Genomic DNA, 24,041 nt, shown 5'->3' with positions numbered 1-24,041 from the left:
CGCCACGAATCGCAGATTTGAAAGTGAACAGGAAAGTCAATGAAATCAACGATCTACCAACACCACCTCCGCGCCAGTGCTAGCTTTTCGTACCGTCACTTATTGCACTGAAAACGAGGAGACCCCATCGTCCATCAGCACGCAGGCGGCGGCGCCATCGGAGAGCTGGCTGGCATTGCCCGCCGTGACGCTGCCGCCCTCGATCACGGGCTTGAGCGCGGCCAGGCTCTCGAGCGTGGTCTCCGGGCGGTTGCCCTCGTCCTGGGCCAGGGTCACGTCGCGGTGGCTGACGGCCTGGGTCTCCTTGTCGACCACGGCCATGCGCGACGGCAGGGGCACGATCTCGGCGTCGAAGCGTCCAGCCTGCTGGGCCGCCGCCGTGCGCTGCTGCGATTGCAGCGCGTACAGGTCCTGCGCCTCGCGGCCGATCCCGTACTTCCTGGCGACGAACTCCGCCGTCTGCAGCATGGGCATGTAGGCGTGCGGCACCTTGGCCTGGACGGCGGGGTCCGCCTCCGCCGAGGCCCAGTCGAAGTAGCCCTTCTGCACCGCGGAGATGTTTTCCTGGCCGCCCGCGACCACGACCCGCATGCCGTCCACGATGATCTGCTTGGCGGCCGTCGCCACCGCCATGAGCCCGGAAGCGCACTGGCGGTCCAGGGTCTGGCCGCTCACCGCCACGCCCAGCCCGGCCGCGAGCGCGGCGTTGCGCGCCAGGTTCATGCCGGCCGTGCCGGCGCCCAGCACCGTGCCCACGACGACGTCGTCGACCTCGTCCGGGCCGGCGCCGGCGCGCGCGACGGCGTGCCCGATGGCATGGCCCAGCAGCGTGGGCGACTTGATGGCATTGAATGCCCCTTTGTAGGCGCGCCCGATGGGGGTGCGCGCGACGGAAACGATGACGGCCTGGCTCATAAGGTCCTGCGGTGGAGATGGAAAGGGAATGCGTCGCGGCTTCAGATGAACCACGCGTCGCGCATGTCGTAGGCGCAGCGGTCGGCACGCGCGAGCAACGCCCACTGGGCGTGCGTCTGCGGCAGCTCCCACTGGAAGAAGTAGCGCATGGCCTGCAGCTTGCCGCGGTAGTGGTCGGCGGCCTCCCCGCTGGCGGCCGGCAGCGCGCGCGCCGCCGCCCGCCCCTGCAGCAGCCAGATCCAGGCCAGCGTCACGCGCCCGAACGCGTCGAGGTACAGCGTGGCGTTGGCCAGGCCGAGGTCGGGCTCGCTGCGCTGCAGCGCGGCGAGCCCCGCGCTGACCTCCACCAGGCGGTCCAGCGCCGCGCACAGGGCCGCCGCCTCGTCGCCCAGGCCCGCCTCGGAGGCGCGCCCGGCGTCCTGGCGCACGGTGTCGACGAACAGGCGCAGCCCCGCGCCCTGCTCCGCCAGCACCTTGCGGCCGAGCAGATCGATGCCGTGGATGGCCTCGGTCCCCTCGTGGATCATGTTCAGGCGCTGGTCGCGGTACAGCTGCTCCAGCGGGTAGTCGCGCGTGTAGCCCGCGCCGCCGAGCACCTGAATGGCCAGGTCGTTGGCCGCCGCGCCGTAGCGCGCAGGCCAGGACTTCACGACCGGCGTGAGGACGTCGAGCAGCCGGCCGGCCGCTGCGCGCGCCGGCGGCTCCGGATGGGTGTGCTGGTCCTCGAACAGGCTGCAGGCGTACAGGCACAGGGCCAGGCTGCCCTCGGCGTAGGCCTTCTGCACCAGCAGCATCCGGCGCACGTCGGAGTGCTCGACCAGCTTGACCTGCGGCGACAGCGGATCCTTGTTCGACGGCAGGCGGCCCTGCGGCCGCTCGCGCGCGTAGGCCAGCGACTCGCTGAAGCCGCGCCAGGCGATGCTGGCGGACATGACGCCGACGCCGATGCGCGCCTCGTTCATCAGCTGGAACATGTGGGCCAGGCCCTGGTGCTCGCGGCCGACCAGCCAGCCCACCGCGCCGCCCTTCTCCCCGAAGGACAGCACGGTGGAGGTGGTGTTGCGCCAGCCCATCTTGTGCAGCAGCCCGGCCAGCGCCACGTCGTTCGGCGTGTCCGCCGCCCCGTGCTCGCCGGGCAGGATCTTGGGCACCAGGAACAGCGAGATGCCCTTGACGCCGGGCGGCGCGCCCTGGATGCGCGCGAGCACCATGTGCACGATGTTCTCGGTGAGGTCCTGCTCGCCGCCGGAGATGAACATCTTCTGGCCGAAAACGCGGTAGCTCCCATCGGCCTGGGGCACGGCGTAGGTCTTGATGTCGCCCAGGGCGGAACCCTGCGACGGCTCGGTCAATGCCATCGTGCCGGCGAAGCGGCCGTCGCCCAGCGGCGCGAGGTAGCGGGCCCGGAGCTGTGGGCTGCCGAAGGTGCGCAGCAGATTGGCCGCGCCGATCGTCAGCATCGCATAGGCCGCCGTGCCGACGTTGGCCGCGTAGAAGGCGCTCATCGCCGCGCGCAGCACGACCTCCGGCAGCTGCAGCCCGCCCTCGGCCTGCTCCCAGTGCGCACTGAGGAACCCGGCATCCGCGATGGCCTGCCACGCCGCGCGGGTCGGCGCGACGAGGCGGGCCCGGCCATTCTCGAACTGTGGCTCGTTCTCGTCGCCCTCGCGCAGATGCGGCGCCAGCAAATCCTCGGCCAGCTGGCGCGCCGTCTCCAGCGTGGCGTCGAAGACCTCGCGCGAGTGCTCGGCATAGCGCTCGCGCCGCAGCAGGCCCGCGGTGTCCAGGACTTCGTAAAGCAGGAAGGCGAGCTCGCGCTCGCTGATGGTGGCAGTGGCCATGTGGGGTTGTCTCGCTCGAAATAAACACCGAGCGCTCGCTCGGTTTTTGAGGGAGTTTACAATCATTCCCGACCGGCGGTCAATTCGGGCAACCTGCCCCGCCCCCCACCCGACCGCGTCCACGCCTTCCCGCCATGCCCCTGTCCCTCGGTCTCGAGCCCCGATTCACCTTCGCACAGTTCAAGCGGATCAACCCCATCCCGCCCGACACGCTGTGGGAGCTGGTGTACGCGCGCAACGCGCACGCCATCACGGTCAAGCGCGTGCCGGTGGCGCTGGCCAATCTGCGGGCCATCTTCGAGGCCTCCTTCCAGCTGGCCAACCAGGTGGGCTTCGGCGCGATGACGCTGCGGGACCTGTCCAAGGCCACCGGCCTGTCCATGGGCGGGCTCTACGGCTACCTGCAGAGCAAGGACGCCCTGGCCGCCATGGTCGAGGACCTGATCCGGCACATCGGCGGCGAGATCCCTCGCTGGTTCGACGAGGCGTCTCTGGCGCCGCTGGTGCGTCTGGACAGCAGCCTGCGGGCGCACGTCTTCATGTCCGAGCTGCTGCAGCCGTGGTTCTATTTCGTGTACATGGAGTCGCGCGTGCTCGAGGCTGATCAGCGCAAGGTGGCCAGGGCCGCCGAGGTGGATTTCCAGGCCGCCATGGCGCGGCAGATCCGGCAGGTGCGCGAGATGGGCGACCGGGAAGCCTTCCTGCTGGCGGCGCACCTGCAGAGCGTCATCCAGGACTGGTACGTCAAGCGCTGGAAGTACCGGGCCGAGAAGATCAGCGTGGATGAGTTCGCGAACAGCCTGAGCGCGATGGTCGCCGCGCAGCTGCGGGTCGAATAGCGTCGGCGCTCCCGCGCCGATCCCTCCTGCGCACGCGCCCAGTGGCCGGGCTGCAGGCGGCAGCGGCACCGGGCCGCCCCGCGAGCAGCCCGCTCAGAGCTTGTCCAGGCGGACCGTGCGGTCGGCGAGGACCTCCGGCGGCGGGCAGGTCCCCTGCTTGAGCCAGCGCTTGGCCACCTTGATGTCGCGCGGCACGTTCACCGACAGCACGCTGCGCAGCCTGCCCTCAGAGATCTGGAACACGGAGAACGCCCCCTCCTCGGCGGAGCCGCGCAGGGTGCCCTCGAGCTCGTTCGACGGCACGCCGAGCACCTGCAGGTTCAGGTCGTACTGATCCGACCAGAACCACGGAATCTCGTCGTACGCCACCTCGCCGCCGGCAATGGCCTTGCCCACGGCGATGGCCTGATTCTGGGCATTGGCCCACGACTCGCATCGCAGACGGCCGCCCGCCCAGGTGTTCGGCTGGTTGGCCACGTCGCCCGCGGCATAGATGTCTGGGTCGGAGGTGCGGCCGGCCTGGTCCACGACGATGCCGTCCCGGACCTCGAGCCCGCAGGCCTCGGCCAGCCCGGTGTCGAGCGCAAGCCCGATCCCGACCACCACCGCGTCGAACTCCTGCGGCCCGCCAGGCAGTTCCACGGCCAGCGCGCGCTGGCGGCCCGCTTCGATCGACGCGACCGTCGTCGCCAGCCGGACGTCGACGCCTTCCCGGCGGTGCCTGTCGAGCAGGAACGCCGAGAACCGGGGCGGCAGCGACCGCGCGCACAGGCGCGGCCCCGCCTCCAGCACCATGACCTCGACCTGTTTCTTCCTCGCCGTCGCGGCGATCTCCAGCCCGATCCACCCGCCGCCCACGATCAGCAGCCGGTTGCCCGGCACCAGCTTCCTGGCGATGGCCTGGCAATCCTCGATCGTGCGCAGCGCATGGACGCCGGGCAGGTCGGCGCCGGGACACGACAGCGCCCGAGGTCGCCCTCCGGTGGCCAGCACGAGCTTGTCGTAGCGGACCGCAGAGCCATCCGCGCAGCTGACCTGGTGGCCGGTGCGATCGATGCCGACGGCCTCGACGCCGGGCCGGAAGTCCACGCGCAGCGCGTCGCACTGCTGCGGGCCGAGCAGCACCGGCGGGTGCTCTTCCGCCCCGCTGAGCACCGCCTTCGACAAGGGGGGCCGCTCGTAGGGCGCGTGCGGCTCGCGCCCCAGGAGCGTGATGCCCCCTTCATGTCCCGCTTCGCGCAGCGACCGGGCGACCCAGGCGCCGGCCTGGCCGGCTCCAATGATGACGACATCCATGGGTGCTCCCTGCCGTCGTTCAGTGCGCGGGCCGCAGGAAGATGACTCCCTGCTCGACCTTGACCGGATGGCAGCGCAGCGGATCCGTGCACGGCGCGCCCACCGCCCGGCCGCTTCGGATGTCGAAGGTGCCCTCGTGCAGGGGGCACTCGATGAGGCAGGAATCGACCACCATGCCCAGCGAAAGGTCCGCGTCGCCGTGGGTGCAGGTGCCGTCCGTGGCGAAGATCTCGCCGCCGAGGTTGTAGAGGCACACCCGCCTGCCGTCGATCTCGACCGGGTGCGTGTCGTCTTCGTCGATGTCGGCCACGTTGCCGACCCTGATCCATTCACCGTCCATGGTGTCTCCCGGATTGTTGTCTTGCCGCACCCGCTGCCCTACGCCTGCGACGTCATCACGTCGATGTAGTGGTTCTCCATGTGATACAGCGCCTCCTCGAGCGGCGACATCGGGCCGGGCTGGAAGAACTTCGACCCCGCGGTGTTCTGCATGCCCTCCACCATCACGGCGTCCTCGGCGATGATCTGGCGCACGAAACCCACGTACTTCTCCATCTCCTCGTCATAGTTCGGGATCGAGAAGGCGCCTTCAGGGAACAGCAGATAGCAGATGACCTTGGTCTCCGTGGGAGAGATGGGCCAGATGTGCCACATGCGCACGCTGTCGGCACGCATCGACAGGTTCAGGTTCGGATAGATGCCCGCCTTGCAGGCGATCCCGCTGGGCTTGTCCTGCGCCCAGGGCAGCGTCGGGAAGACCTGCTCGCCGGACTTCGAGTGCGGCCTGGCTTCGTACTGGGTGTGCCAGCCGCCGTTCTCGACCAGGTTGAAGCGGACCTGCTCGCCCTTCACGAAGCCGCCGAAGGTCCCCTTGTGGATGACGCCGACGTGGTAGATGTCGATCAGGTTCTCGACCAGGAACTTCCAGTTGCACTTGACGTCGATCTCGACCTTCTGGGCGAGCTTGCAATGGTCGGTCTGGAACCACCACAGCGGCTGCTCGAAGGGAGCGATGTAGTCGTCGAAAGACATCGGCTCGTCGCTGAAGTTCACGAAGATCCAGCCGCGCCAGACCTTGACGTGAAGCTGGCGCAGGCTGCAGTTCTTCAGCTCGACCTCCGAGGCCTTCATGCCCGGCGCGACGACGAGCTTGCCGCTCACGTCGTAGAGCCAAGCGTGGTACGGGCAGCTGAATTCCTTGGCGTTGCCGCGGCCGACGGCGATCTCCACGCCGCGGTGCAGGCACTGGTTCATGTAGGCGACGACCTGGTCGGGCGCGGGACGGGACACCACGATCGACTCCTTCATCACCTGGAAGGTGTAGTAGTCGCCGACATCGGGAATCTCCTCGACGCGTCCCACGGAGAGCCAGTACTTCATGAAGATCTGCTCCTTCTCCATGGCGTAGATCTCGGGCGAGCTGTACACCTCGCCCGGCAGGTGCCGGGCGCTGAGCAGTTTCTTGCGGGTCTCCTTGAACTTGGGGCGCAGGTCCAGGAGTTGGTGTTCGGCTACTTGCATCGTGGTCGTCCTTTCAAAAGATTCGTTGAGTAAACGTAACGAATACTAGGCAATACATTGATCTATGTATAGATCGATGTGAGAATCGATATAAATAGCCGTAGGAACCCTATGCCAGCCAAGAACAGCTCCGAGAACGCACGCCAGCGCCGCCAGATCAATGACGTCGAATACGTCGGGAGCGCGGAAGCGATGTCGATCCTCGGCGTGCGCCGCGAGACGCTGTACACCTACGTGAGCCGCGGCCTCATCAAGACCAAGCAGCGCCCGGGCGTGAAGGCCAAGCTTTACCGCAAGGCCGACGTCGAGAAGCTCAGGAGCCGGGCCGTCGCCCGCTCGGGCGGGCCGCAGGTCTCCCAGTCGCTGCGCTACGGCGAGCCGATCGCGCAGACGTGGATCAGCGAGCTCACCGCCCAGGGCCCACGCTACCGGGGGGTGCTCGCGCGCGACCTGGTGCGTGACGGACGGTCGTTCGAGTTCGCGAGCGAGCTCATCTGGACGGGGCTGCCGCGCACCCGCGATGTCCCGTGGCCGGCCCCGCAGGACACCCGGCAGCCTGAGTCGCTGGTCCGCATGGCGCTGCAATCGGCCGAGCACGTCACGCCGCTCAAGCTCCTGGCGATGCTGACGACCTCGCTGTCCGCGTTCGAGCGGGCCGAGGACGACGTGGAGGCGGCCGGTTTCGCGGCCTGCCGCCGCCTGCTGCAGTGGCTGGCGGGCACGGCTGGCGTCTTCGGCCCCGAGCCGCGCTTCTCCCCGCCCCGCGACGGCGAGTTCGTGGCGCAGTGCGTCGCCCGCGGGCTGGGCCTGGGCGATCGGCCCGATGCCGTGCGGGCCATCGACGCCGCGCTCGTGATGTCCGCCGAACACGAGCTGTCGGCACCGACCTTCGCGGCGCGGATCTGCGCCTCGACGGGCGCGGACCTGCACGCCTGCGTCGCCACGGCGATGCTGACCCAGTCCGGGCCGATGCAGGTCGGGGGCGCCGTGGAGGTCGAGGCGCTCATCGACGCCCTGCCCTGCGGCCTGGCGCCCGAAGACGCCCTGCCGCTGGCGGCGGCCTCGGGTTTCAAGGGCAATGAGCTGCCGTGCTTCGGCCATCCCCTCTACGATGGGGAGGACCCGCGCTCGGCCGTGCTGCTCGAGCTCGTAGACGACCTCAGCGCGCACGGACCGGATCTGCCGAAGGTGCAGGCGCTGGTGACCGGCGCGCGGCAGGCGGGACAGCACCCGAACGTCTTCGCCGCCCTCGTGATCCTGTGCAAGGCGATGGGTCTGCCCAATGGCAGCGGCGCGATGCTGCATACCCTGGCGCGCACCAGCGGGTGGATCGCCCACGCGATGGAGCAGCGCCTGACGGGCGCCATGCTGCGGCCGCGCGCGAAGTACATGGGCCAGCACCTTCCGCGGTAAGGCAGCCCTCGGCCGCGGCGGGCGTGGGCGAGGAGGTTCCCTCCGGTCAGTCCCGCATCACGAGCGCTGCGGTGGCCCTGCGCACCAGAGGCAGCGCGAAGAGCAGCGTCGGGAAGGCGATGATCCATGACAGTGCCCACGCGCTGAGCCAGATGTAGAGAAAGCCGGGCGCCAGGCCGATGCTGCGCAGGGTCGACACGGCCGACACCACGAAGGTCATCAGGATCGAGAGCAGCAGCGGCATCACCAGCGTCGCGTAGGCGGCTGGCAGCTTGGCGAAGCCGAACACCGTGCGGGCCTGCGCCGCCGAAGGAGGACACTCGTTTTTCATGGGTAGGCCCGTGGTGTGTGGCCTGCACTGCCCTCGGGACTGCGGATGGCGCAGTCCGGACTGCCGTAGCGCCGGACGTTCCAGCACACGGCCATGGAACGCCCGCCCGTCATCCTGGCGTGGTTGCGGCGCAGCGGCGAAGCGCCGCATGCCGCGCGCCGGTCGCGGCTGCCGATGGCGGAGGTGTCCGCGCGGGAGGGAAGCCGCCGCGCGCTCAGGAAATGCACCGCTCCTGCTGCTTGCCGGTCCTGCGCGAAGGACTTGTCTGTACTGCGCCGCATCTGACCCTGGGCATCGGGTTGGTCCTTCGTCTGCATGGATCCTCCTTCATCGGGTTGTTTCGTTGCGCTGCCCAGCAATGGCAGCGCTATTGTTAGTTGCCAAACCAAAGTTACCCGGCGAGGGTGGAGGTGTCAACACGCAAAGCGAGCTGTCGCGGAGGCCGAAGAAAGAATACGCGGGTCCTCTGATGAAGGTCAAAGCGCGGTGCCGGAGGGACGCCTGCCCAGCGATCGCGGTTCGCGATGGGTGGGCATCCGCAATACGACGGCTCGCCGTCGAGCCAGCCTCAAGCCACGGGGAGAGCCCCGGTTCGCCGCCGGCATCGTTCGAGCGGGGTCGGCCGCATCCGGGCACTGGCTCCGCCGCACCCGAAGCCTGCCCGTCGGGCCTAGTCGAACGCGAGCTTGGCGAGCGTGCCACGCAGCCATTGGTTGGCCGGATCCTTGTGCGCCCTCCGGTGCCAGAACTGGCGCACGTCCGCCGCGGGAATGCTCAGCGGCACCGGCAGGATCTGCACGCCACGGGCGTTACGCGCCGCGTTGCGGGGCACGGTGACGACCAGGTTGGAGCGCTCGACGACATCCGCCGCGACGTGGTAGTGGGTCACGCGCAGGATGACGTCGCGCTTGGCGCGCATCTTCGAGAGCGCGCGCTCCACCAGGTCGTCCGCATTGCCCGTGGCCACGGCGACGTGCTGGGCCGTCAGGAACGCCTGCAGCGGGAAGCCGGGGCCGATGAACGGATGCCGCTTGCGCGCCAGGCAGCAGTAGGGATCGCCGAACAGGCGCTGCTGGTAGAAGCCCGACTTCAGAAAGGCGAGGTTGCCGATCGCGAGATCCGCCTCGCCGCTCTGCAGCAGTTGCTGGTACTGGTCGTTGGGCCGCCGCAGCGCCTCGATGCGCACGTGCGGCGCCTCCCGCAGCACCGCCGAGATCAGCCGCGGCAGAACGATGCCCTCCCCCGCGTCGGACAGGAGGATCTTGCACGTGCGCTCCGACGCCTTCGGCTCGAAGCCGTTCGGTCTTTCCAACGACTGCTGAAGGATCGCCAACGCCTGGCGGACCGGGCCGATGAGTTCGTCGGCCAGGGCCGTCGGCTCCATCCCGCCGGTGGTCCGCACGAACAGCGCATCGGAGCAGGCCTTGCGCAGCCGCAGCAGCGCGTTGCTCATTGCGGGCTGCGACAGGCCCGCGACGCTCGCCGCCCGCGACACATTGCGCTCGGCATAGATGGCGTCGAAGACCCGCAGCAGGTTCAGGTCGAACGTTTTGATATTCATATCCTGAATTCTATTTCTCTCCAATATCGATTAGACAATGATGAGCGTGCCGGTGATCATTTCCCCAACCAAACGAGAAAGGATGAGACCCCATGGGGACAGAGATCAAGACGCCCGTGCTGATCGTGGGCGGAGGGCCCATCGGCCTGTCGATGGCCATCGAGCTGGGATGGAGGGGGATCGAGTCGATCCTCGTGGATGAGGGCGACGGCACGATCGAGCACCCGCGCACCGGCCTGATCGCGGTGCGCACGATGGAGCTGTTCCGACGCTGGGGGCTGGCGCAGCGCGTGCGCGACTGCGGATTCCCGGACGACTACGACCTCTCGATGGTCTTCTGCACGTCGCTCAACGGGCTGCTGCTCGATCGGGAGAGCTACCCGAGCATGCGCGACGCGCCCACGCCGCCCGAGACGCCCGAGAAGAAGCAGCGCTGCCCGCAGCTGTGGCTGCAGCCCATCCTGACCGACGCCGCCCGCGCCGAACCCAGGGCCAGGCTGCTGTTCAAGCACCGCTTCGTCTCGCTTCAGCAGGACGGCGAGGGCGTCACGGCGACCGTCACCGACCTGAACACGGGCGAGCCTGTCACCATCCGCGCGGACTACCTGCTCGGCTGCGATGGCGCTACCAGCCAGGTCCGCGAGCAGGTCGGCATCAGGATGGAGGGCCGGCTGCTCAGCTACTCGGTGAACGTCCTGATCCACGCGCCGGGACTGGTGCACGAGCACAAGATGGGGCCGGCCGAGCGCTACCTCTTCGTCGGCCCGGAGGGAACGTGGGGCAATCTGACCGTCGTCGACGGGAACGAGATCTGGCGCCTGACGGTGCTCGGATCGGAAGAGAAGATGGACCTCGCGAACTTCGACCCCGCCGCCTGGGTCCGGCGCGCGCTCGGTCGCGACGACGTGGAGTTCGTGGTCGATTCGGCCATCCCCTGGCGGCGCAGCGAGATGCTCGCCGATCGCTACTTCGAGGGCCGCGTCGCGCTCGTGGGCGATTCCGCCCACACCATGTCTCCGACCGGTGGCATGGGCATGAACACCGGGGCGCAGGAGGTGCTGGACATCGGCTGGAAGCTCGAGGGCCTCCTCAACGGCTGGGGCGGCCCGGCCCTGCTGCGCAGCTACGAGACCGAGCGCCGGCCCGTCGCGCAGCGCAACATCGGCTTCTCCACGCAGAACTTCAGGGCCTGGCAGGACACGCCCAGCCCGGCGGCGGTGTGCGACCTGAGCGCCGAAGGCGAGCAGGTGCGCCGGGACCTCGGCCGGCGCCTGCGCGAGTCGACGCGCGTGGAGTGGGAGTCGCTGGGCCTGCAGATCGGCCACCGCTACGAGGGCTCGCCGATCTGCGTTTCCGACGGCACGCCCCCGACCCCGGACGAGTACTCGACGTACATCCCCACGACGCGGCCCGGCGCGCGCGCGCCCCACGTCTGGCTCAGCGACGGCCGCTCGACGCTCGACCTGTTCGGCCGCACCTTCGTGCTCCTGTGCTTCGACGGCGGCCTGCGGGGCGAGGCGGACACGCTCGCGCAGGCCTTTGCCGCCAGGGGAGTTCCGTTCCGCCTCGAATCCATCGAGCAGGCCGACGTGGCGAGAGCCTACGAACGCCCGCTGGTCCTGGTGCGTCCCGACGGGCATGTCGCATGGCGCGGCTCGCACGTGGAGCACGCCGGCCAGGTGGTCGACACGGTCCGCGGCGCCGCTTAGCCGCAAGCCCCTTCCACGAAACAAAAAGGAGACAACCCCATGAAGACTGAACTGCCCGGCCGCGCGATCAAGGCGATGGCCGCCGCCCTTCTCGGCTCGTGCATCGCACTGTGCGCACAGGCCAACGGCTATCCCAGCAGGCCGGTCACGCTGGTCGTGCCCTTCACGCCCGGCGGCAGCAACGACGCCCTGGCGCGCACGGTGGGCCAGAAGCTCGGCGAGTACTGGAAGCAGCCCGTCATCGTCGACAACCGCCCGGGCGCGGGCGGCAACGTTGGCACCAAGCAGGCGGCCAAGGCGGCTCCCGACGGCCACACCCTGCTCGTCGTGGCCAACAATTTCGTCACCAACCCCTTCCTCTATCCGGACGGCCGCGCGGGCTACGATCCCGTGAAGGAATTCGTTCCCGTCACGCAGCTGGGCCGCGTGCCCTTCGTCCTGGTCGTCCACCCCGGCCTCGCCGCCAAGTCGACCCAGGAGCTGATCGCCCTGGCCAAGGCCCAGCCCGGCAAGCTGTCCTATGGGTCCGCCGGCGTCGGCACGCCGCACCACCTGACCGGAGAGCTCTTCAAGAGCCTGGCCGGCATCGACATGGTGCACGTGCCCTACCGCGGCGCGCAGCCCGTGGTCACGGACCTGATCGGCGGACAGATCCAGGTGCTCTTCGGCGTCGCGAACTCGGTGCTCCCGCACATCAAGACCGGCGCCCTGCGCCCGCTCGCGGTGGCCGGCGAGCAGCCCCTGCCCTACCTGCCAAACGTCCCGACCGTCGCCAGCGCGGGCGGCCCCTTCAAGGCCTTCCGCAGCGAGGTCTGGATCGGCCTGGTCGCGCCGGCGGGCACGCCGCCCGACGTGGTGGCCAAGATCGAGGAGGCGGCGGGCCGGGCACTGCGGGATCCGGCGGTCAAGGCGGCGCTGGAAGCCCAGGGCCTGGAGCCCGCCCCATCGACGCCGGCCGCGCTCCAGGCACTCATGCAGGAAGACATGGCGCGCTGGTCCAAGGTCATCAAGGACACCGGCGCACGCGCCGAGTGAGGCGCAGCGGCGAGGCCGGCGGCTGATCGCCGCCGCCGGCGCCGCCGCGCCGCCCTCTAACACCCGATTGCAGCTGGCTGACGGCGCGGAGCACCCGCCCGCCGGGCAGCGCATCGCCCGCAGCGTGGCCCGTCAGGCCCCATCCCATCACAACGAGGAGACAACCATGAAGCATTCCCTTTCCGCGGCGGCCGCAGGCCTGCTCGCGCTCGGGCTCGCACCCGCGCATGCGCAAGGAGGCGCGCCGGCGTCCGGCGTCACGATCTACGGCGTGGCCGACGCCGGGGTCGAATGGTCTAACAACGGCGCCGGCTCGTCCCGCCGGCTGGTGTCGGGCGGCGCGCTGGGCAGCCGGCTCGGCTTCCGCGGCGTCGAGGACCTCGGCGGCGGCCTGTCCGCGGTTTTTCGCCTGGAGCAAGGCATCAATCTGGACGATGGCACCCTGGGCCAGGGCGGCCGCGCATTCGGCCGGGAAGCCTCCGTCGGCCTGGCAAGCACCGCCTGGGGCACCGTGACGGCCGGGCGCCTGCCGACGCCCTACTACGTGGCCCAGTCCGGCGTCGACGCCTTCTCGTGGATGGGCAGCGGCGGGCATCTGGCCATCACGCGCAGCACCGACGCGACCCGCCAGCTGCTGCCCCTGGCCGTCAGCGCCCGCTTCGACAACGCGGTGGGCTACGTGACGCCCAGGCTGGGACCGCTGACGTTTCGCGCCATGGCCGCGGCCGGGGAGAATCAGCCCACCATTGGACGCGCCTACAGCGCCTCGGCGACCTACCGCAACGGTCCGGTCGACGCGGTGCTGGCCTGGGCACGACAGCAGGGCGCGGACAACGCGAACGGCCGGATCGACGCCGTCGTCGCCGGGGGCAGCTACGACTTCGGCGCCGCCAAGATCTTCGCGGGCTACACCGCGGAAAAGAACAGCTGCGGCACCTGCACCGGCGCGCTCGCCCGCGCCCAGGGCGTCACGGGCGCCGCGGCCAGCGAGTTCCGCCTGATCAACCTCGGGGCCCGCGTGCCCTTCGGTGCCTTCACCGCCATCGTGCAGGCCGTGCGGATTTCCGACCGCTCGGCCTACGCGGCGGCCACCGGCCAACGGGACGCCACATGGCTGGCCATCGGCGGCGAATACACGCTCTCCAAGCGCACGATGGCCTATGCCTCGCTGGGCGCGGTCGGCAACCAGAACGGCTCGCGCTACGCGCTGGGTTCCGGATCGGCCCAGCAGCCCGCAGGGCTCGGGGGAGCGGGCGACCACCGTTCCACCACGCTCACACTGGGCATGCGCCACGCGTTCTGAACAGACACGGCAGACGCCCAGGTCGTGCGCTCAGGCGCCTGCGTGGCGCAGGAGCGCCGCCGCATGTTGAATCAAACCAAGGACAGGCCATCGCCATGACTGAACCACAACCCGCCTACCAGACCGGCATGTGCAACGAGTTCGCCACCGAAGCCCTCCCCGGGGCGCTCCCCCATGGGCGCAACTCCCCGCAGCGCGCGCCGTACGGCCTGTACGCCGAGCAGCTCTCCGGCACGGCGTTCACCGCGCCGCGCCACGCCAACCGCCGCGCCTGGCTCTACCGCATCCGGCCTTCGACGCTGCACCATCCTTTCGCCCTCGTGGATGCGGGACGGTGGACGAGCCGGGCCGGCGACGGCCCCGTGACGCCCAACCAGCTGCGCTGGGACCCGCTTCCTATGCCCGAGCGGCCGACGGACTTCATCGAGGGCATGACGACGATGGCGTGCAACGCGTCCTGCGCGGTCCACCTCTATGCCGCCAACCGGTCGATGGAGACGCGGTTCCTGTACGACGCCGACGCGGAGCTGCTCCTCGTGCCCCAGGCTGGTCGCCTCGAGCTGGCAACGGAAATGGGCCGTCTGCAGCTCGAGCCCCAGGAGATCGCCGTGATCCCCCGGGGCGTGCGCTTCCAGGTGCGGCTGCTGGACGCCCAGGCGCGGGGCTACGTGTGCGAGAACTTCGGCGCCGCCCTCAAGCTGCCGGACCTCGGTGTCATCGGCTCCAACGGGCTGGCGAATCCCCGGGACTTCTGCACGCCGGTCGCGGCCTACGAAGACCGCGAAGGCGACTTCGAGCTGGTCGCGCGCTTCCAGGGAAACCTGTGGAGCGCGCGCATCGGCCACAGCCCGCTCGACGTGGTCGCCTGGCATGGCAACCACGCGCCCTACAAGTACGACCTGCGGCGGTTCAACACCATCGGCTCGATCAGCTACGACCATCCCGATCCGTCCATCTTCCTGGTGCTGCAGTCCGTCAGCGACACCCCGGGCGTCGACACCATCGACTTCGTGGTGTTCCCGCCGCGCATCCTCGTGGCCCAGAACACGTTCCGGCCGCCCTGGTACCACCGTAACGTCGCGAGCGAGTTCATGGGGCTGATCCACGGGGCCTACGACGCCAAGGCCGAGGGCTTCGTGCCCGGCGGCGCGTCCCTGCACAACTGCATGAGCGCGCACGGACCGGATGCCGACACCTTCGCCAAGGCCAGTGCCGCTGACACCTCCCGGCCGGACTACCTCACCGAGACGATGGCCTTCATGTTCGAGTCGTGCGACGTCTTCAGGCCGACGACGTTCGCCCTGGAGACCGCCCAGCTGCAGGAGGACTATTTCCGCTGCTGGCAGAACCTCGGGAAGCACTTCGATCCGGCGCGGCCATGACGCGGGTGAACGAAACCCACGCGCCGGACCTGCGCAGCTGGGTCGGGTCCGCGAACGAGGACACGACGGATTTCCCGATCCAGAATTTGCCCTTCGGCGTCTTCCGCCGGCGCGGCTCCTCCGGGCCGTTTGGGGGCGGCGTGGCCATCGGGGACCAGATCCTCGACCTGGCCGCCGCGGCCGCCAGCGGCGCACTCGCCGGCGATGCGCGGGATGCCGCGGTGGCCGCCTCGCGCAAGCGCCTCAACGACTTCATGGCCATGGGGCCCGCCGCGTGGTCGGCGCTGCGCCTGGCGCTCTCGCGCGCGCTGCGCACGGGAGCCACGGAGCGCGGCAGGTTGGAGGGATGCCTTCTTGCCCAGCGCTCGGCCGAATACGCCCTGCCCGCGGCCATCGGCGACTACACCGACTTCTACATCGGCATCCACCATGCCACCGCCGTCGGCCGGTTGTTCCGGCCGGACGCACCGCTGCTTCCGAACTACAAATGGGTTCCCATCGGGTACCACGGCCGCAGTTCCTCCGTGGTCGTCAGCGGCGAACCGATCTACCGCCCGCTCGGCCAGAGCAGGGCCGAGGCCGGCGACCCGGAATTCGGTCCGAGCAGGCGCCTGGACTACGAACTGGAGCTCGGTTTCCTGGTGGGCCCGGGCAACCGGCGCGGCGAGCCCATTGCCATCGGCAGCGCCGAGAGCCACCTGTTCGGGGTCGCGCTGTTCAACGATTGGTCGGCGCGCGACATCCAGCCCTGGGAGTACCAGCCGCTGGGGCCCTTCCTGTCCAAGAACTTCGGCAGCACGCTCGCCCCGTGGGTCGTGACATTTGAGGCGCTGGCGCCGTTCCGGGCCGCTTGTCCGCGTGCGCCCGGCGACCCCGAGCCATTGCCCTATCTGAATTCCGAACGGAACCGGGCCAGCGGCTCGGTCGATGTGCAGCTCGAGGTGCTGCTCCAGACCGAGGCGATGGCCCGGTCGGGCCTGCTGCCAGCGCGCCTGTCGCGCTCGAGCTTCGTGGAGGCCGCCTACTGGACCCCCGCCCAGCTCGTGGCCCACCACACGGTCGGCGGCTGCAACCTCGCGCCTGGCGACCTGCTCGGATCGGGCACGCTGTCCGGGCCACATCCAGAACAGGCCGGCTCGCTCCTCGAGCGGACTGCCGGTGGACGGCAGGCCATCGCCCTGCCCTCGGGCGAGCACAGAACCTTCCTGGAGGACGGCGACACCGTCATCCTGCGCGCCTGGTGCGAACGCAGCGGAGCGCGACGCATCGGCTTCGGCGCATGCGCCAGCACCATCCACGCGCCGAAGCGCGCACCCTAGCCTCGCCGCGCGCTGCCCTGCACTGCCAAGCTGGCACCCGGGCGCGTCCTGCAATTCAGCGGCGAGGCAGGTTGGGACACTCGCTGACCGGCGTCGTGTGCCCGGCCGCCAGGCGCTGCGCGCATGCCGGCGCGTGGTCGCAGAACGTGCACCGGACTTCCGCCGCCCGGGTCGCCGGCAGGTCGTCCTGGGTCCTTGCCGCCTGCACCTGACGCCGGGCGGTGAACTTCCGCAGTTCCAGCGCGCCGGGATGCCGGAGCCTCCACCACTCGGGTTGCAGGTTCAGCCACAGCAGCGTGGCCGCACCGCCAAGAAGCGTCAAAATCACGAGAATCCCCAGAAGCTTGTCCATGATCGTTCCTTTCTGCCATCGTCGGCGGATGCAGGCTGGGCGGCCCTGCAGGTTCTGCCGTCTCCGCAGGCGCAGGCGATTTTTTGTTAGTCGCCTAACTATTAATCTAGGCCTGCCGCGGCCGGCCGTCAACCGCCGCGGGCGGCGTCCTGGACGAATGTTGATCTCGCGCAAACCCGGACGCACCCGCGCCGCCCTCCGACGCGGGGGATCCGCGGGTACGGCCGGAAGCGATCCACCGCTGCGGCCCTCCTCTCCCGCCGGCGGATGTCGTGCGCCGCAGACCCATCCGCGCCCCGAGGCACATGCAGGTACGGCCGGGGCACATGGCCGGTCGCTCCACGCGCGGCGGCGCGGCCGCCAATGCGCAGCGGCGCTGGGATCCGAGCCGTCCCGGCCGCGTACTCAGCGCAGCATGCGTCCGTTGTGCGTCATCACCAGGATGTCGGCCACGTCGATGCCGCTGGCGATCTTTCCCTCGGTCGGCGCGGAGAAGGAGACGCCGCCGAGGGACACCCCCTGCATCGCGCGCAGGGTGGCCTGGAGCGCGGGGCGCGTCAGCCCGGGTGCGCGCCGCAGGCCTTCCAGCAGCACCTGCGCGTTGATGTAGCCTTCGAACGAACTGAGGGACAGCCGGTCGTAGTTCCGGGCCTTCATCGCTGCCTGGTATTCGCGCGCCAGGGGAAGCAGCGTCGCATAGGGGTTCGGCACGACGCTGGAGAAGGCCGTGCCAACCGCATCGGCGCCCACTTGCTCCCACACCGAGCGCTCATCGACCGTGGAAAGGCAGACCATCTGCGCCCACAGTTTCGTCGCCACCTTGGCGCGGATGGCGGCGATCCCGGTCGCGGTCACGCCACCGACCACTACTACGTCGGCGCCGCTGCGCTCGATGCTCCGCGCCTGCTCGGTGTAGTCGGTGGCGTCCCGCGCATAGGGCACGGCGGCGACGAGCGGCAGTCCCTGCGCCTTCAGCACCGACTCGAACTGCGCGCGGAACGCCGTGCCCGAGTTGTCGGTCGCGTGCAGCACGGCGAAGCGGCTCCGGCCAATGGTGGGAAACAACGCGGCGATCGCGCGGGTCTCCGCGTCGAACGTCGCTCGCACATGGGTGACGATCTCGGTCCCCGGGCGGCGGAATGCATCGTTTCCGTGCAGCACGCCGACGATCGGCACGCCCGCGCGGGTCGCCGCCGGAATGGCGGCGCCGATGATCGGGCCGCCGAACAAAGAGGTCACCGCGACGACGGATTCCCTTGCCGCCAGCGACCCGATGGCCTCGACGGTCTTCTCGGCCTGGTACCCGTTGTCGATGGCCAGGAGCTTGACGGGCTGCCCCCGGATCCCTCCAGCGCGGTTCGCCTGTTCGAGCGCTCCGTCCACGCCCTGCCTGATCATCTCGGCCTGGCGCGCCTGTCCTCCCTGCAAAGGAAGCAGCATCGCGATCTGGATCTCGCGCGCCGCCGCCCGCGCTCGGAACGGCAATCCGACGGCCGCCGCTGCGAGCACCCCTCCGATGCACGAAAAGGTGCGGCGCCGCGCTCGGTCGGTACCCGTAGGTTCAGTGTTCATTGTCTGCCTCTCTCCATCATTGGTGCGCGCGATCGGTGCCGCAGCCCCACGCCGGCCGGTCGCGCTGACTTTTTGCGAGGCGACTCTAAACACTTTGTCGCGCGCTTGATAGATTGAGTCTCAGTCAATGTGAGTCCGCCGCGCGGGTGCGACTTCCGCACGGACAGAGGCCTGCATCGCCGGGCGGGGTACTGCCCGCATGCGTCCTGCATCTCGCCGAGGGCGGCTGCGCCGCACCGGGCCATATGCGCCGAAAGGCCGTGGCCTGCAAGGCTGTCACCACGGACGGCCCGGCGGGCATCGGACACGCCGAGCCGGGCCGACCGGGCCTTCACGCCGGCCGGAGGACTTCGGAGACCGTCAGCCGCACCAGGTCCAGCGTGGTCTTCTGGACCTGCGTGGCGGGGCGTTGCAGGCTGGTCGCCAGGGACAGCGCTATGCGCAGCGGCGGCGCACCGATGACCTGGGCGCTGTAGGCAGAAGGAACAGGCGAATTGAGCAGCGCGTTGCGCGGCAGCACCGCGTACCCGGCCCCGTCGGCCACCATGTCCAGGATGGCGGCGACCCCGTCGATCTCCAGCGCGATCTCGGGCCGGCAGCCGATGAGCGCCATCTCGGCTTCCACGTGCATGCGGATCGCGTTGGGGCGCGAGGGAATGACCAGCGGCAGCCGCGCGAGCTCGGCGAGCGCGATGGGGCCGGGCGGCGGGTCCTCGGCCAGCCCGCGCGGGCGGGCGCGCACGAGCAGCAGATCCTCGTCCATGAGGTGCGACACATCCACATCGCGCACCGGCTGGCCGTTGTAGAGCACGACGATGTCCAGGCGACCGCTGACCAGTCCTCTCAGGAGTTCGCTCGAAAGCCCTTCGCTGATCGAGAGCCGAGCCTCCGGCAATTCCTTGCGGAAGGCGCGCATGAGCGGCACCGCCATCGCGCGCGCCACGCTGCTGGGCAGCCCGATGGCGACGGCGCCCGAGACGCCGCCGCGCAGGCGCTCCATGTCCTCCCGCGCCCGGGCCATCTGGTGCAGGATGCCCCGCCCATGGTCGACCAGCAACCGGCCCGCCTCCGTGGGCGTGACGCCGCGGCCATTGCGCACCAGCAGGTTCTGGCGCAGCTCCACCTCCAGCAGGCGCACCTGCCGGCTCAGGGCCGACTGGGCCATGCCGAGGGCCGCCGCGGCATGGGTGAAGCTGCCCATTTCGGCGACCCGCACAAAGTACTCGAGCTGCTTCAGATCCATCGACAAATGAGATATCTGGTAGACCAATCCGCCACTTCTTGTATAGCTGGAATTGCAGCAGAATACCCCAAAATACTTAGCCACCAAACAATCCTATGAATGCTCCGCTTCGTGGAATCTCCTCCATGGCCACCCGCCAGGTGTTGGCCGAGCTGCTGGCCGCCTACGAGCAGCAGACCGGCCAGCGCGCAGCCATCGAGGCCGTGGGCGGCGTGGACGCGGCCAAGCGGGTGCAGGCCGGCGAGGCTTTCGACGTGGTGGTGCTTGCCTCTGACGCCATCGACAAGCTCATCGCGGCCGGCGCCGTCGTGGCCGGCAGCAGGACCGACTGGGTGCGCTCCGGCGTGGCCGTGGCGGTGCGCGCGGGCGCGCCGCTGCCCGACATCGGCTCGGAAGACGCAGTGCGCAGTGCCGTGCTGGCCGCGCGCAGCATCAGCTATTCCACCGGCCCGAGCGGCGTGGCGCTGGCGAAACTGTTCGAGCGCTGGGGCATTGCCGACCAGGTGGCCGGCCGCATGGTGCAGGCCCCGCCCGGCGTGCCCGTGGGCTCCCTGGTGGCACGTGGCGATGTGGAGCTCGGCTTCCAGCAACTGAGCGAGCTGCTGCACGTGGAGGGCATCACCATCGTGGGCCCGCTGCCGCCTGCGATCCAGATCACCACCATTTTTTCATCGGGCGTCGCTGCCTCCAGCCAGCAGCCCGAGGCCGCCAAGGCGCTGCTCGACTTCTTCGCATCGCCAGCGGCGGCCGAAGCCAAGCAACGCCAGGGCATGGACCCTGCCTGAACCCGAACACCAAGATCCAAGGAGCACAACGCAATGAGCCTCATCATCGACTGCCATGGCCACTACACCACGGCACCCAAGGCGCTGGAGAACTGGCGCAACCAGCAGATCGCCGGCATCAAGGACCCGGCCGCCATGCCCAAGGTCGCCGATTTGCAGATCAGCGACGACGAGCTGCGCGAGTCCATCGAGACCAACCAGCTGCGCCTGATGAAGGAGCGCGGCAGCGACATCACGCTGTTCTCGCCGCGCGCCAGTTTCATGGCCCACCACATCGGCGACTTCAATGTCTCCAGCACCTGGGCGGCCATCTGCAACGAGCTGTGCCACCGCGTCTCCACCCTGTTCCCCGACAACTTCGTGCCCGTGGCCATGCTGCCGCAAAGCCCCGGGGTGGACCCCGCGACCTGCATCCCCGAGCTGGAGAAGTGCGTCAAGGAATACGGCGCGGTGGGCATCAACCTCAACCCCGACCCCTCGGGCGGCCACTGGACCAGCCCGCCGCTGACCGACCGCCACTGGTACCCCATCTACGAGAAGATGGTGGAGTACGACCTGCCCGCCATGATCCACGTGAGCACCAGCTGCAACGCGTGCTTCCACACCACGGGCGCGCACTACCTGAACGCCGACACCACGGCCTTCATGCAGTGCATCCAGGGCGACCTGTTCAAGGACTTCCCCACGCTCAAGTTCCTGATCCCGCACGGCGGCGGTGCCGTGCCCTACCACTGGGGCCGTTTCCGCGGCCTGGCGCAGGAGATGAAGAAGCCCCTGCTCGAAGACCACCTGCTGAACAACATCTTCTTCGACACCTGCGTGTACCACCAGCCGGGCATCGACCTGCTGAACACCGTGATCCCGGTGAAGAACGTGCTGTTCGCCTCCGAAATGATCGGCGCGGTGCGCGGCATCGACCCCACCACCGGCCACTACTACGACGACACCAAGCGCTACATCGAAGCGTCGAAGATCCTGAGCGGCGACGACAAGCACCAGATCTACGAAGGCAATGTGCGCCGCGTGTTCTCCCGACTCGATTCACGACTGAAGGCAAAGGGGCTCTGACATGTACGAATTAGGCGTTGTCTACCGCAACATCACCCGCGCCGATCGCGCAGCCGCTGACGGCCTGGCTGCCCTCGGCTCGGCTACCGTGCACGAGGCCATGGGCCGCGTGGGCCTGCTCAAGCCCTACATGCGCCCCATCTACGGCGGCCAGCAGGTCAGCGGCACAGCCGTCACCGTGCTGCTGCAGCCCGGCGACAACTGGATGATGCACGTGGCGGCCGAGCAGATCCAGCCCGGCGACGTGGTGGTGGCGGCCGTCACCTCCGAATGCACCGATGGCTATTTCGGCGACCTGCTGGCCTCCTCGTTCCAGGCGCGCGGTGCGCGGGCGCTCATCATCGACGCCGGCGTGCGCGACGTGAAGACCCTGCAGGAGATGAATTTCCCCGTGTGGAGCCGCGCCATTTCCAGCAAGGGCACGATCAAGGCCACGCTGGGCTCGGTCAACATCCCGGTGGTGTGCGCCGGCATGTGGGTCACGCCGGGCGACGTGATCGTGGCCGACGACGATGGCGTGGTCTGCGTGCCCGCCGCGCGCGCCGCCGAGACGCTCGAGGCCGCGCGCAAGCGCGAGAGCTTCGAGGGCGAGAAACGCGCCAAGCTCGCCTCGGGCGTGCTCGGCCTGGATATGTACAACATGCGCCCCGGGCTCGAAAAGGCCGGGCTGCGCTACATCGACTGAGGACCTACGCCATGCCCATCCCCGCATCGGCGCAGGACTGGCACATCGGCCTCGTCGGCTACGGCGAGGTCGGCCGCATTCTCTGCGAGGACCTGCGCGCCCAGGGGCTGCGCGTCTCGGCCTACGACCGCAAGCTCGGCGGTGCGCTACAACGGCCCTTGTTGGAGCACGCGCGGGCCCATGGCGTCGAGTTGCTCGACAGCCACGCCCGGCTCGCGGCCACTGCCGACTTCGTGATCAGCGCCGTCACCGCCAGCCAGACGCTGGACGTGGCCCGGGCGTGCGCTCCGCAGGTGCGCAAGGAAGCCTTCTATCTGGACTTCAACTCGGCCTCCCCGGGTGCCAAGCAGGCGGCCGGCGCGCTGATTGATGCGGCCGGTGCCCGGTACGTCGAAGGCGCGGTGATGACCAGCATTCCACCTTACCGCATCAAGGTGCCGCTGCTGCTGGGCGGCGCCTCGGCCAGGGCGCTGGCCGAGGCCATCGCGCCGCTGGGCTTCGTCGCCAAGGTCGTCAGCGACCGGCTGGGCGTGGCCTCGGCCACCAAGATGTGCCGCAGCGTGATGGTCAAGGGCCTGGAGGCGATGGTGATCGAGAGCTTCACGGCCGCGCGGCACTACGGCGTGGAGGACGCGGTCATCGCCTCGCTCCAGGAGACCTTTCCCGGCATCGACTGGGAGAAGCAGGGCGCCTATTTCTTCCAGCGCGTGATCGAGCATGGCCGCCGCCGCAGCGAGGAGATGCACGAGTCCGCGAACACGGTGCGCGAAGCGGGCATGCCCGCCTTCTCCGCGCAGGGCACAGCCGAGCGCCAGGCCTGGATGGCGGACCGCGCGGACGCCGGGTCGTTCGGCGAACGCGGCGCTCCGGGATTCGCGCGCGCCGCCGACTGGCGCGCCGAGGCCGACCGCCTGTTGCAATCTCTCAAGGAACCCACCGCATGAGCACTTTCACGAAAACCCCAGGCTGGCTCGACTGGTACGCCGGACCCAGCAAGCCCCGCTTCCAGGTGCCGCCCGGCAGCGTGGACGCGCACTGCCACGTGTTCGGCCCGGGCGCGGAGTTCCCCTACGCGCCCGAGCGCAAGTACACGCCCTGCGATGCCTCGAAGCACGAGCTGTACGCGCTGCGCGACCACCTGGGCTTTGCCCGCAACGTGGTGGTGCAGGCCACCTGCCACGGCGCCGACAACCGCGCCATGGTCGATGCCTGCCTGTCCAGCGGTGGCAAGGCGCGCGGCGTGGCCACGGTCAAGCGCTCGGTGACCGATGAAGAATTGCAGGCCCTGCACGCCGCCGGTGTGCGCGGCGTGCGCTTCAACTTCGTCAAGCGCCTGGTGGACTTCACGCCCAAGGACGAGCTGCTGGAGATCGCCGGCCGCATCGCCAAGCTCGGCTGGCATGTGGTGATCTACTTCGAGGCGGTGGACCTGCCCGAGCTGTGGGATTTCTTCACGGCCTTGCCTACCACCGTGGTGGTGGACCACATGGGCCGGCCCGACGTGACCAAGCCCATCGATGGGCCCGAGTTCGAGCTGTTCCTGAAGTTCATGCGCCAGCACCCCAACGTGTGGAGCAAGGTCAGTTGCCCCGAGCGCCTGTCGGTCACCGGGCCGAAGGCGCTCAACGGCGAGCAGGCGGCCTACCAGGACGTGGTGCCGTTCGCGCGAAAGGTGGTGGAGGAGTTCCCCGACCGCGTGCTCTGGGGCACCGACTGGCCGCACCCCAACCTCAAGGACCACATGCCCGACGACGGCCTGCTGGTGGACTTCATCCCCCACATCGCGCCCACGGCCGAGCTGCAAAAGAAGCTGCTCGTGGACAACCCCATGCGCCTGTATTGGCCCGAAGAGGCGAAGTAAGGAGAGCGCG

22 protein-coding genes and 1 pseudogene are annotated in these 24,041 nt (G+C 69.3%); 12 read left to right on the top strand and 11 right to left on the bottom strand.

Annotated features, from left to right (window positions below):
• Positions 1 to 129 precede the first annotated feature (129 nt).
• Together FSY45_RS24650 and FSY45_RS24645 are read right to left on the bottom strand one after the other, a co-directional pair.
• Positions 130 to 915 (bottom strand): annotated as a pseudogene (locus FSY45_RS24650) (acetyl-CoA C-acyltransferase); the annotation flags it as partial.
• Positions 916 to 956: 41 nt separating this feature from the next.
• Positions 957 to 2,756 carry an acyl-CoA dehydrogenase gene (locus tag FSY45_RS24645; protein WP_017404939.1) on the bottom strand — a complete coding sequence of 600 codons (1,800 nt, stop codon included), beginning with the start codon at positions 2,754 to 2,756 and terminating at the stop codon, positions 957 to 959.
• A 134-nt stretch (positions 2,757 to 2,890) separates the two neighbouring features.
• On the opposite strand from FSY45_RS24645, the gene FSY45_RS24640 reads away from it, so the two are divergent.
• Complete coding sequence (locus tag FSY45_RS24640) at positions 2,891 to 3,595, top strand: TetR/AcrR family transcriptional regulator (protein WP_017404938.1); 705 nt, start codon at positions 2,891 to 2,893, stop codon at positions 3,593 to 3,595.
• Between the two features lie 93 nt (positions 3,596 to 3,688).
• Here FSY45_RS24640 and FSY45_RS24635 read toward each other — a convergent pair whose 3' ends face one another.
• From FSY45_RS24635 to FSY45_RS24625, 3 genes are read right to left on the bottom strand one after another with little or no spacing between them, the layout of a single operon-like run.
• Positions 3,689 to 4,891 (bottom strand): NAD(P)/FAD-dependent oxidoreductase, encoded by a 1,203-nt coding sequence (locus FSY45_RS24635; protein ID WP_017404937.1) that lies wholly within the window; start codon positions 4,889 to 4,891, stop codon positions 3,689 to 3,691.
• Positions 4,892 to 4,910: 19 nt separating this feature from the next.
• Positions 4,911 to 5,231 carry a non-heme iron oxygenase ferredoxin subunit gene (locus FSY45_RS24630; protein ID WP_017404936.1) on the bottom strand — a complete coding sequence of 107 codons (321 nt, stop codon included), beginning with the start codon at positions 5,229 to 5,231 and terminating at the stop codon, positions 4,911 to 4,913.
• Positions 5,232 to 5,269: 38 nt separating this feature from the next.
• On the bottom strand, positions 5,270 to 6,412 hold the full coding sequence (locus FSY45_RS24625) for an aromatic ring-hydroxylating dioxygenase subunit alpha (protein ID WP_017404935.1): 1,143 nt from the start codon (positions 6,410 to 6,412) through the stop codon (positions 5,270 to 5,272).
• Between the two features lie 111 nt (positions 6,413 to 6,523).
• Here FSY45_RS24625 and FSY45_RS24620 point away from each other — a divergent pair, with 111 nt between their 5' ends.
• The gene (locus FSY45_RS24620) at positions 6,524 to 7,825 is read left to right on the top strand and encodes a citrate/2-methylcitrate synthase (RefSeq protein ID WP_017404934.1); all 1,302 of its coding nucleotides are present in this window, start codon (positions 6,524 to 6,526) and stop codon (positions 7,823 to 7,825) included.
• Positions 7,826 to 7,871: 46 nt separating this feature from the next.
• Here the strand turns inward: FSY45_RS24620 and FSY45_RS24615 are convergent, their stop codons facing one another.
• The 3 genes from FSY45_RS24615 to FSY45_RS24605 form a co-directional block, all read right to left on the bottom strand.
• Positions 7,872 to 8,156: a DUF2798 domain-containing protein gene (locus tag FSY45_RS24615; protein WP_017404933.1), complete on the bottom strand. Its 285-nt coding sequence runs from the start codon at positions 8,154 to 8,156 to the stop codon at positions 7,872 to 7,874.
• A complete protein-coding gene (locus FSY45_RS24610; protein ID WP_103738494.1) occupies positions 8,153 to 8,473 on the bottom strand; it encodes a hypothetical protein in 321 nt (106 codons plus the stop codon). The genes FSY45_RS24615 and FSY45_RS24610 overlap by 4 nt, the downstream gene beginning before the upstream one ends.
• A gap of 353 nt (positions 8,474 to 8,826) precedes the next feature.
• Positions 8,827 to 9,717 carry a LysR family transcriptional regulator gene (locus FSY45_RS24605; RefSeq protein ID WP_108499579.1) on the bottom strand — a complete coding sequence of 297 codons (891 nt, stop codon included), beginning with the start codon at positions 9,715 to 9,717 and terminating at the stop codon, positions 8,827 to 8,829.
• A gap of 92 nt (positions 9,718 to 9,809) precedes the next feature.
• Between FSY45_RS24605 and FSY45_RS24600 the strand changes: the two genes are divergently transcribed.
• The 5 genes from FSY45_RS24600 (at position 9,810) to fahA (ending at position 16,465) form a co-directional block, all read left to right on the top strand.
• Complete coding sequence (locus tag FSY45_RS24600) at positions 9,810 to 11,426, top strand: FAD-dependent oxidoreductase (RefSeq protein WP_017404931.1); 1,617 nt, start codon at positions 9,810 to 9,812, stop codon at positions 11,424 to 11,426.
• Between the two features lie 39 nt (positions 11,427 to 11,465).
• Positions 11,466 to 12,461 carry a tripartite tricarboxylate transporter substrate binding protein gene (locus tag FSY45_RS24595; protein ID WP_148748461.1) on the top strand — a complete coding sequence of 332 codons (996 nt, stop codon included), beginning with the start codon at positions 11,466 to 11,468 and terminating at the stop codon, positions 12,459 to 12,461.
• A gap of 166 nt (positions 12,462 to 12,627) precedes the next feature.
• Positions 12,628 to 13,764 carry a porin gene (locus tag FSY45_RS24590; protein WP_017404929.1) on the top strand — a complete coding sequence of 379 codons (1,137 nt, stop codon included), beginning with the start codon at positions 12,628 to 12,630 and terminating at the stop codon, positions 13,762 to 13,764.
• Between the two features lie 95 nt (positions 13,765 to 13,859).
• The gene (gene hmgA / locus FSY45_RS24585; RefSeq protein WP_026062256.1) at positions 13,860 to 15,146 is read left to right on the top strand and encodes a homogentisate 1,2-dioxygenase; all 1,287 of its coding nucleotides are present in this window, start codon (positions 13,860 to 13,862) and stop codon (positions 15,144 to 15,146) included.
• Positions 15,143 to 16,465 carry a fumarylacetoacetase gene (gene fahA / locus FSY45_RS24580; protein WP_017404927.1) on the top strand — a complete coding sequence of 441 codons (1,323 nt, stop codon included), beginning with the start codon at positions 15,143 to 15,145 and terminating at the stop codon, positions 16,463 to 16,465. Before hmgA ends, fahA begins: the two co-directional genes overlap by 4 nt.
• A 55-nt stretch (positions 16,466 to 16,520) precedes the next feature.
• Here fahA and FSY45_RS24575 read toward each other — a convergent pair whose 3' ends face one another.
• From FSY45_RS24575 to FSY45_RS24565, 3 genes are all read right to left on the bottom strand, one after another.
• Positions 16,521 to 16,817, bottom strand: coding sequence for a hypothetical protein (locus FSY45_RS24575; RefSeq protein WP_017404926.1), 297 nt, complete (start codon positions 16,815 to 16,817; stop codon positions 16,521 to 16,523).
• Positions 16,818 to 17,222: 405 nt separating this feature from the next.
• Positions 17,223 to 18,389, bottom strand: coding sequence for an ABC transporter substrate-binding protein (locus tag FSY45_RS24570; RefSeq protein ID WP_026062255.1), 1,167 nt, complete (start codon positions 18,387 to 18,389; stop codon positions 17,223 to 17,225).
• A 331-nt stretch (positions 18,390 to 18,720) separates the two neighbouring features.
• A complete protein-coding gene (locus FSY45_RS24565; RefSeq protein ID WP_017404924.1) occupies positions 18,721 to 19,632 on the bottom strand; it encodes a LysR substrate-binding domain-containing protein in 912 nt (303 codons plus the stop codon).
• Between the two features lie 125 nt (positions 19,633 to 19,757).
• Between FSY45_RS24565 and FSY45_RS24560 the strand changes: the two genes are divergently transcribed.
• From FSY45_RS24560 to FSY45_RS24540, 5 genes are read left to right on the top strand one after another with little or no spacing between them, the layout of a single operon-like run.
• Positions 19,758 to 20,417 (top strand): substrate-binding domain-containing protein, encoded by a 660-nt coding sequence (locus tag FSY45_RS24560; RefSeq protein WP_017404923.1) that lies wholly within the window; start codon positions 19,758 to 19,760, stop codon positions 20,415 to 20,417.
• 33 nt (positions 20,418 to 20,450) lie between these two features.
• Positions 20,451 to 21,485, top strand: coding sequence for an amidohydrolase family protein (locus FSY45_RS24555; protein WP_059400368.1), 1,035 nt, complete (start codon positions 20,451 to 20,453; stop codon positions 21,483 to 21,485).
• A gap of 1 nt (position 21,486) precedes the next feature.
• A complete protein-coding gene (gene ligK, locus FSY45_RS24550; protein ID WP_148748460.1) occupies positions 21,487 to 22,170 on the top strand; it encodes a 4-carboxy-4-hydroxy-2-oxoadipate aldolase/oxaloacetate decarboxylase in 684 nt (227 codons plus the stop codon).
• A gap of 11 nt (positions 22,171 to 22,181) precedes the next feature.
• Positions 22,182 to 23,114: a DUF1932 domain-containing protein gene (locus tag FSY45_RS24545; protein WP_017407889.1), complete on the top strand. Its 933-nt coding sequence runs from the start codon at positions 22,182 to 22,184 to the stop codon at positions 23,112 to 23,114.
• Positions 23,111 to 24,031: an amidohydrolase family protein gene (locus tag FSY45_RS24540; RefSeq protein ID WP_059400366.1), complete on the top strand. Its 921-nt coding sequence runs from the start codon at positions 23,111 to 23,113 to the stop codon at positions 24,029 to 24,031. Before FSY45_RS24545 ends, FSY45_RS24540 begins: the two co-directional genes overlap by 4 nt.
• Positions 24,032 to 24,041: the final 10 nt, after the last annotated feature.

It is taken from the genome of Comamonas sp. Z1 (assembly GCF_008121555.1).
In the GTDB taxonomy this organism is placed as follows: Bacteria; Pseudomonadota; Gammaproteobacteria; order Burkholderiales; family Burkholderiaceae_C; genus Comamonas; species Comamonas thiooxydans.
The sequence above is the reverse complement of the archived record's forward strand: the minus strand, read 5'-3'. Positions and strand labels throughout refer to the sequence as shown.